At 68.0% G+C, this 15,052-nt stretch carries 9 protein-coding genes; 4 read left to right on the forward strand and 5 right to left on the reverse strand.

What is annotated here, in order from left to right; translation table 11 throughout:
• Positions 1-102: 102 nt before the first annotated feature.
• On the forward strand, positions 103-1,953 hold the full coding sequence (locus ACUXVE_RS03345; protein WP_261311844.1) for a sigma-54-dependent Fis family transcriptional regulator: 1,851 nt from the start codon (positions 103-105) through the stop codon (positions 1,951-1,953).
• Positions 1,954-2,004: 51 nt separating this feature from the next.
• Here the strand turns inward: ACUXVE_RS03345 and eda are convergent, their stop codons facing one another.
• Together eda and ACUXVE_RS03355 are read right to left on the reverse strand one after the other, a co-directional pair.
• Positions 2,005-2,643: a bifunctional 4-hydroxy-2-oxoglutarate aldolase/2-dehydro-3-deoxy-phosphogluconate aldolase gene (gene eda, locus ACUXVE_RS03350; protein ID WP_445513821.1), complete on the reverse strand. Its 639-nt coding sequence runs from the start codon at positions 2,641-2,643 to the stop codon at positions 2,005-2,007.
• On the reverse strand, positions 2,630-3,649 hold the full coding sequence (locus ACUXVE_RS03355) for a sugar kinase (protein WP_099844521.1): 1,020 nt from the start codon (positions 3,647-3,649) through the stop codon (positions 2,630-2,632). Before ACUXVE_RS03355 ends, eda begins: the two co-directional genes overlap by 14 nt.
• Positions 3,650-3,934: 285 nt before the next feature.
• Here ACUXVE_RS03355 and ACUXVE_RS03360 point away from each other — a divergent pair, with 285 nt between their 5' ends.
• A complete protein-coding gene (locus ACUXVE_RS03360; protein ID WP_445513822.1) occupies positions 3,935-6,700 on the forward strand; it encodes a TonB-dependent receptor in 2,766 nt (921 codons plus the stop codon).
• A gap of 136 nt (positions 6,701-6,836) precedes the next feature.
• Positions 6,837-10,640 (forward strand): LamG-like jellyroll fold domain-containing protein, encoded by a 3,804-nt coding sequence (locus ACUXVE_RS03365; protein WP_445513823.1) that lies wholly within the window; start codon positions 6,837-6,839, stop codon positions 10,638-10,640.
• A gap of 166 nt (positions 10,641-10,806) precedes the next feature.
• Here the strand turns inward: ACUXVE_RS03365 and ACUXVE_RS03370 are convergent, their stop codons facing one another.
• The 3 genes from ACUXVE_RS03370 to ACUXVE_RS03380 are packed head-to-tail and all read right to left on the reverse strand — an operon-like array spanning position 10,807 to position 14,048.
• Complete coding sequence (locus tag ACUXVE_RS03370; RefSeq protein WP_222388058.1) at positions 10,807-11,394, reverse strand: cysteine dioxygenase family protein; 588 nt, start codon at positions 11,392-11,394, stop codon at positions 10,807-10,809.
• Positions 11,395-11,445: 51 nt separating this feature from the next.
• Complete coding sequence (locus ACUXVE_RS03375; protein ID WP_445513824.1) at positions 11,446-13,068, reverse strand: carboxylesterase/lipase family protein; 1,623 nt, start codon at positions 13,066-13,068, stop codon at positions 11,446-11,448.
• Complete coding sequence (locus ACUXVE_RS03380) at positions 13,065-14,048, reverse strand: alpha/beta hydrolase (RefSeq protein WP_445513825.1); 984 nt, start codon at positions 14,046-14,048, stop codon at positions 13,065-13,067. Before ACUXVE_RS03380 ends, ACUXVE_RS03375 begins: the two co-directional genes overlap by 4 nt.
• Positions 14,049-14,205: 157 nt before the next feature.
• Between ACUXVE_RS03380 and ACUXVE_RS03385 the strand changes: the two genes are divergently transcribed.
• Positions 14,206-15,033: a 2-keto-4-pentenoate hydratase gene (locus tag ACUXVE_RS03385; protein WP_445513826.1), complete on the forward strand. Its 828-nt coding sequence runs from the start codon at positions 14,206-14,208 to the stop codon at positions 15,031-15,033.
• Positions 15,034-15,052 lie beyond the last annotated feature (19 nt).

The raw sequence follows: 15,052 nt of genomic DNA on the forward strand, positions 1-15,052 counted from the left end.
GCAGTGCAGCAGGCGTGGTCGTTGCAGGCCGACGCCGGGTGTGCTGTTAATCGGGACAGGTCCCGCAACAACTGTCGCAATGTGCGACACAGGAGGCTGTCGGTGTCCCCGCTTGCTCCCGATCCCCGCCTGGGAAGTGCCCGGCGCAGTTTCTTCGAGCGTGGCGCTGCCCCGGTCGGTGCCGTGCCCGAGGCGATCCTGCATTCCTGGCAACGTTGCCAACGGCACGGCCTGCTGGTGGATGCGCAGCCGGCCGCCGAACCACTGACCGACAACCGCCTGCGCGAACTGCGCCAGCGCCGCGAGCGCCTGTGGCGACAAGCGCGCCCGGAGCTGGATGGACTGGCGGCGGAAATGACCCATAGCGGCAGCATCGTGCTGCTGACCGATGAAGACGGCTGGATCCTCGACGCCGAAGGCAGTGCCGGTTTCCTCGACAAGGCCGGTCGTGTCGCGCTGATGCCGGGCATGCGCTGGGACGAGGGCACGGTCGGCACCAACGCGATCGGCACCGCGCTGGTCGACGGGCGCGCGCTGCAGGTGCGTGGCGGCGAGCACTACTTCGCCCCGCACGGCATCCTCACCTGTTCGGCCGTGCCGATCCTGGATCCCTACGGGCAATGCCTGGGGGTGCTCGATGTGTCCGGCGACGCGCGGCTGCCACACGTGCACGCGCTGGCGCTGGTGCGGCAGGCGGTAGCGCAGATCGAGCACCGCGGTTTCGCCGACGGCCTGGCCGACTGCGAGCTGCTGCGCGTGCATCATCAACCCGCGCTGCTGGGCAGTGCGCGCGAAGGCGTGCTCGGCTTCCGCGGTGGTCGCCTGGTGGCGGCCAATCGTGCCGGCCTTGCCTTGTTCGGGCTGGATCGTCAGGACATCGGCCGCACGCCGTACGAAGCCCTGTTCGAACAACCGCTGTCGCGACTGGCCGATGACGGCGTGCTGCTTGATCGTCAGGGCCGTCGTCTGTACGGCGTGCGCGAGGCCCGTGCGCCGCGACGCAGTGCAGCTGCGCCTGGGCCGACCGCGCCGCTGCCGGCCCGTGCGCAGGACCCACTTTTCGATGCTGGACAGCAACAGCAGCTGGCCACCGCAGGACGCGTGCTGCAGGCCGGGCTGCCAGTGCTGCTGCAGGGCGAGACCGGCACCGGCAAGGAAGTCTTCGCGCGGGAACTGCACGCACGCAGCATGCGTGCGGGAAAGCCCTTCGTCGCGGTGAACTGCGCGGCGCTGCCGGAAGGCCTGATCGAAGCAGAGCTGTTCGGCTACGAGGAGGGTGCCTTTACCGGCGCGCGCCGGCAGGGCAGCCCGGGCCTGCTGCGGCAGGCCGAGGGCGGTACCTTGTTCCTCGATGAGATCGGCGACATGCCGCTGGCGCTGCAACCGCGCCTGCTGCGCGTGCTGCAGGAACGCGAGCTGTCACCGCTGGGCGGCGGCAAGCCGGTGAAACTGGATTTCGCACTGGTCTGCGCCAGCCACTGCGAACTGCCGCAGGCGGTGGATGCCGGTCGCTTCCGTGCGGATCTGTATTACCGCATCGCCGACCACGTGGTGACCCTGGCACCGTTGCGGCAGCACCCCGATCGCGCTGCCGTGGTGGATGCCCTGTGGCAGCAGCTGGGACAGGGCCATGCGTTGTCGGCGCAGGCCCGCGCGGCGCTGGCCGCCCATGCCTGGCCCGGCAACCTGCGCCAGCTGAGTGCCTGCCTGCGCACGCTGGCCGCACTGGCTGAGCCGGGGCAACCGGTGGGCCCGCAGCTGCTGCCCGCGGACGTGCGTGCTGGCAGCTCCACCGCGCCCGCAGTGCCTGCCAGCGGGGCATTGGAGGAGATCGCCGAGGCGGCCATGCGCCAGGCGCTGGCCGAGTGCCAGGGCAACGTCAGCGCGGCCGCCAGGCGGCTGGGGATCAACCGCAGCACCCTGTACCGCCGGCTGGGTACGCCACGCGGCTGAACGGATGCGCTGGCGCCGGGTCTGTGCCCGGCCCCAGCAGGGGCCGAGGGATCAGCCCGCCAGCACCGCGGCCTCGCGTGCCAGGCGCTCGACGCTTTCCCAGTCGCGGGTCTGCATCAGCGCGGCGGTGGTCAGCCACGAACCGCCCACGCACAGCACGTTGGGCAGATGCAGGAACTGGCTGGCGGTCTGCGCACTGATGCCGCCGGTCGGGCAGAAGCGCACATCGCCGAACGGGCCGTGCCACGCCGACAGCATCGCGGCACCACCGGCCTGCACCGCCGGGAAGAACTTGAAGGTATCCAGGCCGTGTTCCAGGCCGACGATCAGCTCCGAACCGGTGGCCACGCCAGGCAGGTAGGGCAGATCGGCATCGCGCGCGGCGGCATACAGCCGTGGGGTCGCCCCGGGCGACACCGCGAAGCGGCCGCCGGCCTGTTTCACCGCCTGCATCTGCGCGGCATCGAGCACGGTGCCGGCACCAATCACCGCATCCGGCACGGCCTCGACCATCGCCTGGATGGCTTCCAGCGCGCGCGGCGTGCGCAGGGTCACCTCGATCACCGGCAGGCCGCCACGGAACAGCGCCTGCGCGACCTGTACCGCATCGTCGATGTCATCGGGGGTGAACACCGGAATCACCGGTGCCAGTTTCAGTACCGCACGAACGCGTGGATCAGCGCCGGACATCGAATCGCTCCTCGCCCACCAGGGCCAACACATCAGCTTCGCTGACGGGATTGAAATCGCCGGGAATGGAATGCTTCAGGCCCCCGGCGGCCAGGCCGAAGCGCACGGTGGCGTCGGCATCGAAGGCCGACAGGATGCCATGCAGGATGCCTGCCGCGAAGGCATCACCGCCGCCGATGCGGTCGACGATGCCCTGCAGCTGGCGTACCGGGGCCTGTGCGCGGGTGCCATCGCGGCCCAGCAGCAGCGCGCCCAGCGCATGGTGGTCCACGCTCAGCGTCTGGCGCTGGGTGCAGGCCATCCACTGCAGCTGCGGGAACGCTTCGAACGCGGCCGCGGCCGCCGCTTCCACGCGCGCGACCACGTCGGCCTGTTCGAAACGCTGGCCGAGGATGACCTCGATATCGCGGTAGTCGGCAAAGACGATGTCGGCCTGCGCGAACAGTTCGTGCAGGATCGACCGCGCATCGCCACCCCAGCGCTGCCACAGCTTCGGCCGGAAGTTGCCATCGAAGGACACGCGCACGCCCAGTGCACGCGCAGCGCGCGCTGCGGCCAGGGTGGCCTGCGCCACGTCCGCGCCCAGCGCCGGGCTGACCCCGGACAGGTGCAGCCACTGCGCGCCCTGCAGCAATGCGGGCCAGTCGTAGTCGGCGGCGGTGCTGTTGGCGAATGCCGAATCGGCACGGTCGTAGACCACTTCGCTGGCCCGTTGCACCGCGCCGGTGGTCAGGAAATACAGACCCATGCGGCCTTCGGCATCTTCGCGCACGCCGCGCGTATCGACCCCATGCCGGCGCAGTTCGGCCAGCGCATGCGCGCCGAGCGCGTTGCCGGCGACGGTGCTGACCATGGCCACGTCATGTCCAAAGCGGGACAGCGAGACAGCCACGTTCGCCTCGGCACCGCCGACATGCACCTGCAGCTGCGGCGACTGCAGCAGCAGTTCGCGACCGGGCGCACCCAGGCGCAGCAGCAGTTCCCCGAAACACACGATACGACCCATTTCTGCTCCTTCACGCGTGCCGCCCGCATGTGACACTGGGCGGCGTGGTAGTGGACCACGCGTGGGGCGTGGAATTGGCTAGCGGTGTCATTTCAATCCCGCCCATCCTTGCCCTTAGCCTACCAAACTGTTGGAAGCATTGTCCTGCAAGCGTCTTGGAGACATTTCAGATCTGTTGCGGTGCAAGATGCCGGATCGGGAACGTGCTGTTAACGTCCGGCCTGACCAGCGGTGTCATCCCGCTGAAACAGCCGCGATACCAGACCTTTGGGAGAGGGGAAAGGCATGCATTCTCGGAACCATGAAAAAAAGACACCGGTTACCTTGCTCGCGTTGGCCGTCGCACTGGCCCTGGCAGGCAACGCCGGCGCGCAGCAGCAGCAGAGCGCCAACCCGAACGCCACCGACCTGGATACGGTCACCGTCACCGGCTACCGCGCCAGCGTGGAGAAGGCGCTGGACATCAAGCGCGGCGAAGCCGGCGTGGTCGATGCCATCGTTGCCGAGGACATCGGCAAGTTCCCCGACCTGAACCTGGCCGAGTCGCTGCAGCGCATCCCGGGCGTGGTCATCACCCGCGAGGCCGGCGAAGGCCGCAACATCTCGGTGCGTGGCCTCGGCCCGGAATTCACCCGCGTGCGCATCAATGGCATGGAAGCGCTGACCACGGTCGGCGCCGGTGACCAGAGCGGCGGCACCAACCGCGGCCGTGGCTTCGACTTCAACGTGTTCGCCTCGGACCTGTTCTCGCAGCTGCTGGTGCGCAAGACCGCCTCGGCCGATGTCGAGGAAGGCTCGCTGGGCGCCACCGTCGATCTGCGCACCGCGCGTCCGTTCGACTACGACGGGTTCACCTTCGCCGCCAGTGGCCAGGCCAGCTACAACGCGATGGCCGAGAAGGCCGATCCGCGCATTGCCGCGCTGGTCTCCAACACCTTCGCCGATGGCACCTTCGGCGCGCTGCTGTCGGTGGCCTATTCCGAGCGCCAGGCGCTGGAGGAAGGCTCCAACACCGGTCGCTGGGCCAACGGCCCGAGCAACGGCAACTTCGCCGCGTCCTCGCCGTTCGCCGCCGCGCGTGGCGCCGATGTGTTCCATCCGCGCTTCCCGCGCTACGTGCAGATGGAGCATGAGCAGAAGCGTCTGGGCGTGACCGGTTCGTTGCAGTGGAAGCCGAACGACGCCACCGAGATCTCGCTGGATGCGCTGTACTCGAAGATCGACGCAACGCGCGACGAGCACTACATCGAGGCGATTTCCTTCAGCCGTGGCGCCAATGCGAGCGCACGCCTGTCGGGCAAGCCGACCACCATCGTCAAGAACGGCGAGATCCGCGACAACGCACTGCTCTACGGCGAATTCGACAACGTCGACATCCGCACCGAGAACCGCCACGACGAGTGGAGCACCGAGTTCAAGCAGATCGCGCTGAACGGCCAGCACCGCTTCGGTGATGACTTCACCCTGTCCGGCAAGATCGGCATCTCGCGGTCCAAGCACGAGAACCCGATGCAGACCACCGTCATCATGGACAAGTACGACGTCAAGGGCTACAGCTACGACTACCGCGGCAACAGCCGTGCGCCGATCCTCAACTACGGCATCGACCCGACCAATCCCAACGGCTGGGAACTGGCCGAGATCCGCCTGCGTCCGCAGTACGTGGACAACGACTTCGACACCGGCCAGATCGACTTCAACTGGAACATCAGCCCGGGCTTCCGCCTGAAGGGCGGCGTGCTGGCCAAGGACTACACGTTCAAGACCGTCGAACTGCGCCGCGCCAGCGAACTGGCCGTGCCCAACTTCGCCGGCGGCACAAAGATCGTGCCGGTGAACCTGACCGAGCAGGCCGGACTGAAGGGCATCAACGGCAGTCCGTCGAACTGGGTCGTGCCGGACCTGGATGCGATCGCCGAACAGCTCGACATCTACAGCAACAGCGGCACCTTCGCCGTCGCCCCGCGCGCCAACAATGTGCGCAGCGTCGAAGAGAAGGACCGAGGCGCCTACCTGATGGGCGAGTTCTCCACCGAACTGGGCTCGCTGCCGTTGTCGGGCAATTTCGGTGTGCGCTACGTGCGCACCAAGCAGTCGTCCACCGGGCAGTCGACGCTGGCCAACGGCACCGTCGAAACCACGGTCAGCCGTACCTACGATGACACCCTGCCCTCGTTCAACCTGGTGGCCGAAGTCACCCCGGACTTCCTGATCCGGCTGGGTGCGGCCAAGGTGATGAGCCGTCCGGGGCTGGGCAGCCTGACCCCGGGCGCGACGGTGGCCGTGGCCGGTGGTGCACGCACCATCTCCAGCGGCAACCCGGTGCTGGATCCGATCCGCGCAACCAATGTCGACCTTGGTTTCGAGTGGTACTTCGCCGAGGGCGCAATGGCCGGCATCGGCCTGTTCTACAAGGACATCGAGAGCTTCGTACAGACCACCCGCGAAGTGCGTCCGTACAGTGACAGCGGCCTGCCGGCTTCGCTGCTGGTCGGCACCGGCGCCTCGGCCACCGATGACTTCACCTACAGCAAGCCGGTCAACACCCCGGGCGGCGAACTGCACGGCGTGGAGGCCAACTACACCCAGCCCTTCACCTTCCTGCCGGGCAAGTGGGCCAACCTGGGCATGCAGTTGAACTACACCTGGGTGGAATCGAAGATCCAGTACATCAACGCGGCCGGGCAGCCGGTGATGAAGACCGACCTGACCGGCCTGTCGAAGTCGTCGTGGAACGCCACGCTGTTCTATGAAGGCGAGAAGTTCGCCGGGCGCATCTCGGCCACCAACCGCGATGACTACCTGACCCAGGCACCGGGCCAGGAAACCGGCTTCAACCTCGATGGCTACCACGGCATGACCGGTACCACGGTGTTCGATGCATCCATCCGCTACAAGATCAGCGACCAGCTGGAACTGAGCCTGGAAGGCATCAACCTGACCAACGAAGCGTCCGACGAGTGGGTGTACTCGCCGCTGACCGGTCGCCTGCCGCTGCAGTACACCGAGACCGGCCGCCAGTACCTGCTGGGGCTGCGCTACAAGTTCTGAGCAACGCCGACGGCGTGCCATCCGGCACGCCGTCGTTCGCCACGACCGCTGCTGCGCCGCAAGGTGCCGTCGCGGCGTGGCCTTGCTACGGTCCGGCGGCCCTCGCCGGCCGTCGCCCGTTGAAAGGAAACGCCTGATGCCGCACCGCTCGACCCTGTCCCGCTGCCTGTTGCTGGCGGTGGCCCTGGCTGCCGGCCCCGCGATGGCCGCCGCCGATGCGCCCACGCTGCTGTTCCATGTCGATGCCGGCAAAGGCCTTGAGGCCGTGGTGGCGCAGGGTGAGGCGGTGCCGAACTTCCGCGACAAGGTCGACATCGTCGACGACGGAGCGCGCGGCAAGGCCATCCAGTGGCAGGACGACGGCGTGCTGGCCTGGGATGCACCCGGCAACATCCTCGCCCAGCGGGGCACCCTCGCCTTCGACTGGCGCGCGCGCTACGCGGTGGGCGAAGCGCCGTTCGTGATCTTCCGCGTCGGCTATGCCGACCACAGCAGCTGGGACATGGCCTGGCTGCGGATCGACTGGAACGGGCATGGTTTCGATGCGTTCGTCACCGATGCCAACCTCGCCCGCACGCGCGTGTCGTTCCGCATGGACACGCCGCCACGTGCGGACCAGTGGCTGCACCTGGCCTTCGCCTGGGACGAAGACCAGGGTGTACGCCTGTTCGTCGATGGCCGCGAGGTGGCGCGGGTGCAGGCCAGCGGTGACTACGATGCCGCGCTGGACCAGCTCGGCCTGGCCGGGCGGGTGATGGCGCCCTACCAGGTGCAGAGCCGCTACAACTTCCTGCGTGGCAGCGATTTCCAGCACATCCGCGTGTATGACCGCATGCTCGATGCTGCGGCCGTCAGTGCGCTCGCGCGCGGCAAGGCCGCCGAAAGCGCCGTTGCCAGCGCTGCCGATGACCGTGCCTGGCGCCATCGCTTCGGCTGGGAAGGCGCGCCGCCGCCGCCGTTGACCGCAGCCAGCACGCGCATCCGCAAGATCGAATTCGACGATGCCCGCGACCTCAAGGCGTGGATGTGGAAGGCCACCGACGGCATCGCCGAGACCACCTGGCCCGGTGTCTACAACCGCTCGCGCCTGCCCGGCCGCAACGACTACTTCCAGTTGCCGGACTGGAACACGTATGTGGAAAGCGGCCAGCATCTGGACCTGACCGTGCCGGCCGGCGAGACCGTCAACCGGGTGGAGATCCGCGGCGCGGCCTTCGGCACGCTGGCCCATGGCCGTGACGCCGCGCACGCCACCCAGGTGCTGGCGACGCGTCCGCAGGGTGTGGTGCGCAGCGTGGACGACATCCCGGCACGGACCGGTGGCGTGCTGCGCTTCAGCAACGTTGAACAGGAAACGCCGATCCAGGAGATCTGGGCGTATGGCGTGAGCGAAGGTGCCGAACCCGATGGCACGGTCAAGCAGACCTATGTCATCGACAGCCAGGCACTGCCGGACTACACCAACCTGGACACACTGCGCCGCTACATCGAAGGCCGCTACCCGGCGGCCGAACGCAGCACGGTGATGGCGCTGCCCAAGGGGGCGGGCTCGCGCCGGCGCCCGGCCGATTCGTTGCCAGCGCAGCCCAAGCCCATCGTGCACGTGCTGATTCCCTCCGGCGTGGGCGATGCGCCGGCCAACCAGCCGTTGATCCGCAGCTGGGCCTACAGCTGGGAGAACATGCATGACGGTCTGGATGGCCTGGCCATCGATATTCCCGCGCTGCACCTGCCGGCCACGCACGATGGCCTGATCCCGCTGAACGTCCGCATCAAGGATCCGATCTGGCCGGCGCGCGACATGATCGATGTATCGGTCTCGGTGCTACCGGGGCAGAAGCGCACGCTGTGGCTGGACTTGCGCGACCGCATCCTCACCGCCGACAGCCTGTGGTTGAGCATCGCTTCGGCTGCGCCCGGCTTCGACGCCAAGGCACTGGACGGTGCGCAGGTGCGGCTGGTGTTCAAGCCACGCGCCGATGCGCTCAAGGAGCACGTGGCCGACCGCTTCAACCAGGTGCGCGACAACTGGGGTTTCCTCGTGGAGGAACACACCACCTCCAAGCGCCAGCGCCTGTATGCGCGCGTCTACGCGGACCTGAGCGATCTGCTGCGGGTCGACCCGGACCATGAGCTGGGCCGGTTGTACTGGAACTACATCAGCTACAACAGCCAGGGCCGCCCGCCGTACACCGCGCCGGAGGTGCCCAGGGGCGTACCGGCGTGGGCCTTCCACCAGGTGCAGGACCTGGCGCAGGTGCGGCAGTTCGTCGACTGGTGGATCGATCAGCGGCAGGTGGCCTACGGCGATTTCGGTGGTGGCATCTCCGATGATTCCGACCTGACCCAGCAGTGGCCCGGCCTTGCCCTGATGGGCGTGCAGCCGGACCGCCTGAATGCCTCGCTGACCGCATTGTCCGACGCGGTGTACCGCAACGGCATGTTCAGCAATGGCCTGAGCACCATCGAGACCGACGAGCTGCATGCCTACGAGGAAGGCATCAACACCAACAGCGCGATGCTGTACCTCAACTGGGGCGATCCGCTGACCCTGGAACGGCTGATGGAAACGGTGAAGGCGTTCGACGAGCGCATCATCCTGCGCAACCCGCAGGGCCATGTGCTGTTCTCCAGCAACTGGTTCGGTGGCAACAAGGTCTACCGCGAACCCAACTGGCAGTGGCAGAAGCCGTACTCGTTCCCGGTGCTGCACCCGGCGTTCCTGCTGGGCCGGTACAACGCCGACCCGACCGGGCGCCGGCTGGTGATCGGCCTGGCCGATGGCTATCTGGCCCACGCCGGCACCGACGACAAGGGCCGCTTCACCCTGCCCAACGAGATCAACTGGGCCACGGGTGAGACCCGTGGCGGCGAACTCAACAACGGCTCCGGCAGCGGTGACACGATGCACACCTTCTGGGCGGCATGGCGCTGGACCGGTGATGCGAAGTACCTGCAGGCACTGGACTATCGCGTGCAGCGCGGCGGCCCCGGGGCGCTGGCCAACCTTGGCGAGAACTATGTAGAGGCACTTGGCCGGCAGCAGGACTGGTACCCGCTGCTGACCGCCGAGGCCGACGCCGGAAAGACCGGTTTCGCCAGCCTGATGGCATGGCAGGCCAGCGGCGAGCGGAAGTACATCGACGCGCTGCATGCCGAGGGCCTGCAGGCCAAGGCACAACGCGCGTACATGAACACCGAGGGCCATTGGTGGTCCGACCGGGTGGAAGCACCGAGCGAGTTCCTGCAGCGTGCGCGGCTGGGCGGCATCGCCCTGAAGCGCAACCAGAGCTGGCCCGGGCACACCGTCAGCTGGCGCTTCGATCGTGAGGGCGCTGCGGAACAGGTGGCACTGCTGGTGCATGCGCCCTCGCGTGAGCGCTTCACGATCACCAGCCACAACCTCGGCGCGCGCGTGATCGCCGCCGACATGACCGGCTGGAACGTGGGCAGCGGTTCCTGGCGCGTGCGCAGTGGCGTGGATGCCGATGGCGATGGCCGCATTGACGGTAGGCCGCGCGAGCGCACGGTACAGCTGGAGACGAGTGTGTCGGTACCGATGCAGTTCCAGCCCGGTCGCACCGAGGTCTTCGAATTCGAGCGTGTGTCTGCGGGCACGCCGGTGGAAATGCGTCCGGACCTGGGCGTGGGCCGTGGCGATGTGCGGGTGGACGGGCGCCAGGTACACGTGACCGTGCATGGCCTTGGGCATGTGGCCAGCGGTGTGGGCGTGGCGATACTGGAAGATGCGCGGGGCCGCGAGATCGCACGTACCGAGGTGCCGGCGATGGCGGCACCGACCGACCTGCTGCCGAAGACGGCGGTGGTGTCGTTGCCGTTGCCGGCAGGGGATCGCGGCGGCCTGCGCGTGCGTGTTGCGCTGGTCGATGGCGGAGAGGAAGTCACCCGGCTCAACAATGTGGTGGATGTGCCGCGATGAGTTCCGCATTGCGCCGGGCATGGTCCGGTGCTACCGATGAATCGGTGGGCCACAAGCCCTGATAGATAGCGCCGGGCCACGCCCGGCGGAACGCAATCAGGACGCCTCGGTTGAATCGGTTGGGCACAAGCCCTGGTAGCGCCGGGCCATGCCCGGCGGAACGCAATCAGGACGCCTCGGTCTCCATTACCTTCACCCGGCGCTGGTACCAGCCGTCATCCAGCGGATCGAACACCGCGCTGCGCTCCATCACGCCTTGGTAGACGTGCACGGACACTGCCACGTCCTCGTCGCTGGCGTTGCGCAGTGTGTGGTACTCGTGCGGCGGAATCAGGCTGCCGGCGCTGCCACGGTGCCCGTACAGCGTGTCCTGCGCAGCGAAGCGGTGACGCTCGCCACGCTGTTCCAGCAGCGCGTATGGGGTCACGATCAGCTCGCCCTGCCAGACGCCCTCCACGCACCACATCGCATCGTGGTCGTGCAGTGGCGTGCCCTGCCCCGGGCCCCAGCACATCGCGATCACGCTGTAGCCCAGCGTGGCGCTTCGGTACAGTTCACGGCGTGCGTAATGGCCGTCCACGGGGCGACGTACGCAGGGCGGCAGCTCGATCAGCGGATCGACGATGGCTTCACGCAGCACCCGCTGCAGCGCACCGGTGATCGCCTGCGGATCGACCAGGCAGACGGCGGCATCAATCCGTGCAATCAAGCGCTCGCGGCCGGTGAACGGCGGTGGCGTGAACATCGCTTCCATGAACCGACTCTAGCCGAGGCGGGTTAACAGAATGTTTGCACCGCGGTGTCATCACTGCGTGCCGCGCTGCACGAACGGCACTTTTGCGTAGAGCGCACGCTCGCCGGCACGTGGATCGTCAACCACGCGGCTGTGCCGATCGAACACCATCGTCTGCCGTTGTGGCACGCCATAGGGAGCCCACTGCGACATTCCCGCGTGATTGGGATCGCCGGTACGCGCAAAGGCGATCAGCGCATCGCTCATCGTCGCTGCCAGTGCCCGGGCGTCTTCACCACCGCCGGTACGCGCGCCCGGCAGGCCGGCGTTGTCGAACACCAGCGGAATATCCAGCGTATGGAAGGCACGCAGGCGTCCGTCTTCCACCGGTGATGGCCAATCGAGCTGGTAGGCCCAGGTGGGTGCGGCCCCGGTTGTCTGTCGGGCGCGTGCTTCCAGTTCCTCCACCGCACCGCGCCACGAGCGGCCGGCGGTGGTGGCCGCGAAGAACACCTCTGAAGGCGTGTAGTGCGGATACAGGCGTCGATATTCTGCGATCACCACCGAGGGCAGCAGATCGACGAACTGCTGCTGCTCCAGTTGCGCCGGCAGACGCTCCCAGGTCAGCGTGAAATTGGCCGGGTCGTTGCCAAGGAACGCGCGCGTCTCATCGCGGGTGTTGCCGATCACCATCGGAATCGACGCGGACTGCGCCGGTGCCTGTGGCCAGAACGGGTGCACCGGCAGCACCACCTCATCCAGTACCGGGCCGAAGTACAGCGCGCTGCTTTCCACCCGCGAGGGATCGCGTGCGCGGGTGGCGGCCAGCAGCTCGGTCGCCGGCAGTCGCAGCAACGCCTGCAGGTCGCGCGCGGCCACGGCTTCCATCGCAATCGAAGCCCGTTGCGCCGCCGCACGTGGACCGGCGGCGGTCACCTGCTGCCCGCTCATCGTCCACGCGCGCTGGAACAGGCCTTTCGCTGCGGGCATAGCCATCAGCGTGGCGATCTTGGCGCCGCCACCGGATTGCCCGAACACGGTGATGTTGCCGGCGTCGCCGCCGAACACCGCCGCATGCTCCCACACCCACTGCAGCGCCTGCACCAGGTCGAGCTGGCCCACGTTGCCGGAGGCCGCATAGCGCGGATCGCCGAGCGCGCCCAGGTACAGGTAGCCGAAGGTGTTCAGGCGATGATTGACGGTGACCACCACCACGTCGCCGCGTCTGCACAATGCGCTGCCGTCGTACAGCGGATCGCTGCCGGAGCCGTTGTTGAAGCCACCGCCATGGATGTAGACCAGGATCGGCCGCTTGCCGCCGTCGCCCAATGCTGGCGTCCAGACATTGAGGAACAGGCAATCTTCGCTGCCCGGTCCGTCCGCTCCGGTCTGTGGCGCAGACGCGGCGTATTCCAGGGCGTCGGCGATACCACGCCATCCCGGCTCGCGCCGTGGCGGCTGGAAACGGTAGGCGGAGGTGTCAGCGCCATAACGCAGGCCACGGAACACGTGCACGCCGTGCTCGCGCTGGCCACGCACGCGGCCGCCACGCAGGCGTGCCACCACCTGTGTGTCATCACGTGGCCCAGGCACCGCGGCGGCAGGAAGTGCCACGAGCGTGGCCGTGGCCAGCGCCCAGCGTGCACTGTCGCGCAGGAAACGGCGGCGCTGCAGGTTGGCATCCCCCTGGTTCACTGTGCTGCCTCCGTCGCCTGCAGCCAGCGTTGTGCCAGCAGCGGCCACACGGCCAGCGTTGAATCAGGCGGCATGCGCATGCCGAAGCCATGGCCGCCATGGGCGAACAGGTGCAGTTCGTGTTCGACACCCGCCTTGGCCAGTGCCTGCGCCATCATCTCGCTGTTGTGCACGTTGACCACCCGATCATCGTTGGCATGGATCAACAGCGTCGGCGGCATGTCCGTGCGTACGTGCTGCTGCATCGAATACTGCGCAGCCAGCGTCGCATCGGGCTGCTCGCCCAGCAGGCGTCCGCGTGAGCCGCTGTGTGCATGCGCGCCCATGTCGATCACCGGATACACCAGCACCGCGCGTGCAGGACGCGCGCTGAGGCGATCGATGGCATCGCGTGGCGGGTAGACCGGGGCATCGAAACCGGTGGCCAGCCGTGCGGCCACATGGCCGCCAGCGGAGAAGCCCATCACCGACACGCTGTCGGCATCCAGCCTGCGCCGTGCGGCCTGGTCGCGCACCACGCGCAGTGCGCGCTGCGCGTCGGCCAGTGCCGCCTGGCGGTCGCGGCCGGCCTGCGGCAGGCGGTAGCGCAGCACGAACAGGGTGTAGCCGGCACGGTCCACCCACTCCGGCACCAGTGCGCTGTCCTCCTTGTCGATCACCACGCGTTGGTAGCCGCCACCGGGAATCACCAGCAACGCGCGGCCGTTGGCACGGGCCGGCGTGTGCACCAGCAGGTAGGGCGCATCAACCTGGTCGATGAAGCGATCGGGGTGGGCTGGATCATCGCTGCGCTCGACCACGCGCGCCGGCCGCGCCGTGCCCGTTTCACCGGGGACCTGCCCCGCCGGCCACAGCGGCAGCTGCTCGCCGGCAAGCTCCTGGCCCAGGCGTTCGCCTGCGCGCAACGGCATATCGGCCGCGGATGCGGGGACGGTCAGCAGCAGGCCTGACAGCAACAACAGCACACGGGAAAAACGCATGGTGGAAAGGGCTCCAACGGGGAGACAACAGAGTGGCCGAGGTCACCGGCAAGCGCTCGTGATGCGCTGCGGCTTGCACGATGACACCGGTTTACCATATACACCTCCTGCAGACGCTGTCGATGGGCAGTGCAACAACGCCAGAGGGAGACCGTTCTTGAGCAACGAACACGGCATACATGGGCAGACGCCGGCGCCGGACGATGCGGCCGCGATCGCCCGCGCTTTCACCACCGCGCGCCGCGGCGGCCAGGCCCTGCCCGGCTTCCCGGGCGTTGTCCCGCCTGACCTGGTGGCTGCCTACCAGGTGCAGGATCTGGCCATTGCCAGCTGGGATGACCAGGTGGTGGGCTGGAAGGTCGGCTACATCGCCGCCGAGCGCCGCGATGCGTCCGGGGACGACCGCCTGCTGGGCCCGGTTTTCTCACGTCAGCTGAAAAATGCTACCGGTGGAACAGTGGACATTCCGGTGTTCGTCGGCGGCTTCGGCGCGGTCGAGGCGGAGTACGTGCTGGAGCTGTTGGAGGACGCTCCCGCCGCACAGCTGCACTGGACGCCCGAGCAGGCTGAAGCGCTGCCGGCGCGCCTGTACATCGGCGTGGAAGTGGCCAGCAGCCCGCTGGCGACGATCAACGAACTCGGCCCGCGCGTGGTGGTGTCCGACTTCGGCAACAACAACGGCCTGGTACTGGGGCCGGAGATCGCCGACTGGACTGCCCGCGACGAAACCGACCTGCGCGCCGAAACCCTGATCGAGGGCGAGGTGGTCGGCGCCGGTGGTGCCACCCGGCTGCCCGGCGGCCTGCGCGCGGCGTATGCGTTCGCGTTGTCGCGTTCGGCGCTGCGCGGCCGGCCGTTGCGACGGGGCGACCTGATCGCCACCGGCAACGCCACCGGCATCCATGACATCACCGTGGGGCAGACGGCGCTGGTGCGGTTTGCCGGCTTCGGCGAAATTGCCTGCAGGGCCGTGCCGGCCGGGTAACCGCCGCACGATCCGGTGA

It is taken from the genome of Stenotrophomonas sp. 3(2025) (assembly GCF_052665395.1).

What these genes read in the sequence shown, in the direction of transcription:
- ACUXVE_RS03360 (WP_445513822.1), top strand. Translation starts at nt 3,935, where the DNA reads ATGCATTCTCGGAACCATGAAAAAAAGACACCGGTTACCTTGCTCGCG.
- ACUXVE_RS03365 (WP_445513823.1), top strand. Translation starts at nt 6,837, where the DNA reads ATGCCGCACCGCTCGACCCTGTCCCGCTGCCTGTTGCTGGCGGTGGCC.
- ACUXVE_RS03380 (WP_445513825.1), bottom strand. Translation starts at nt 14,048, where the DNA reads ATGCGTTTTTCCCGTGTGCTGTTGTTGCTGTCAGGCCTGCTGCTGACC.
- eda (WP_445513821.1), bottom strand. Translation starts at nt 2,643, where the DNA reads ATGTCCGGCGCTGATCCACGCGTTCGTGCGGTACTGAAACTGGCACCG.
- ACUXVE_RS03355 (WP_099844521.1), bottom strand. Translation starts at nt 3,649, where the DNA reads ATGGGTCGTATCGTGTGTTTCGGGGAACTGCTGCTGCGCCTGGGTGCG.
- ACUXVE_RS03370 (WP_222388058.1), bottom strand. Translation starts at nt 11,394, where the DNA reads ATGGAAGCGATGTTCACGCCACCGCCGTTCACCGGCCGCGAGCGCTTG.